Source organism: Aeromonas popoffii, assembly GCF_000820025.1.
Classification (GTDB): Bacteria; Pseudomonadota; Gammaproteobacteria; order Enterobacterales; family Aeromonadaceae; genus Aeromonas; species Aeromonas popoffii.
In genome coordinates, this window is the sequence record NZ_CDBI01000045.1 from 1 (window position 1) to 778 (window position 778).

The following is a 778-nucleotide window of genomic DNA, read 5'->3' on the forward strand; positions in this document are numbered from 1 at the left end:
CAGATCGAACAGCACCAGATCAAAATCACGCTCAGCGTTCGACATGGGAAAGCTCCGCGCGCATCCGGTCGATCACCGCCTTGTAGTCCGGCTGGCTGAAGATGGCAGAGCCGGCTACAAACATGTCGGCACCGGCTTGTGCGATCTCGCGAATGTTGTCGACCTTGACGCCGCCATCGATCTCGAGGCGAATGTCACGGCCACTCTCGTCGATCAGGCGACGCACCTGGCGCAGCTTGTCGAGGGTGCCGGGAATGAAGCTCTGACCCCCGAAGCCCGGGTTGACCGACATCAGCAGGATCACATCCAGCTTGTCCATCACGTACTCAAGGCAGGTGAGCGGCGTCGCCGGGTTCAGCACCAGACCCGCCTGGCAGCCCTGCTCCTTGATGAGGCCCAGGGTGCGATCCACGTGATCGGACGCTTCCGGGTGGAAGGTGATCAGATTGGCGCCCGCCTTGGCGAAGTCCGGGACGATGCGATCCACCGGCTTGACCATCAAGTGCACATCGATCAGTGCCTCTATGCCATAGTCGCGCAGGGCCTGACAGACCATGGGGCCTATGGTCAGGTTGGGGACATAGTGGTTGTCCATCACGTCGAAATGCACCACGTCGGCACCGGCGGTCAGCACTCTGGCAACATCATCGCCCAGACGGGCGAAATCGGCGGACAGGATCGAGGGGGCAATCAGAAAGTCTTTCATCAGCGTCATCCATTGGCTAGCGGGCAGAAAAAGCGGCGTAATTTTACCGCAAATATCCGATGAAAACGACCC

Annotated in this window: 1 protein-coding gene; it reads right to left on the minus strand. The window is 59.9% G+C overall.

Annotated elements, in window-relative coordinates; genetic code table 11:
- Positions 1–31 precede the first annotated feature (31 nt).
- On the minus strand, positions 32–706 hold the full coding sequence (rpe, locus tag BN1129_RS08315) for a ribulose-phosphate 3-epimerase (protein ID WP_042035793.1): 675 nt from the start codon (positions 704–706) through the stop codon (positions 32–34).
- Positions 707–778 lie beyond the last annotated feature (72 nt).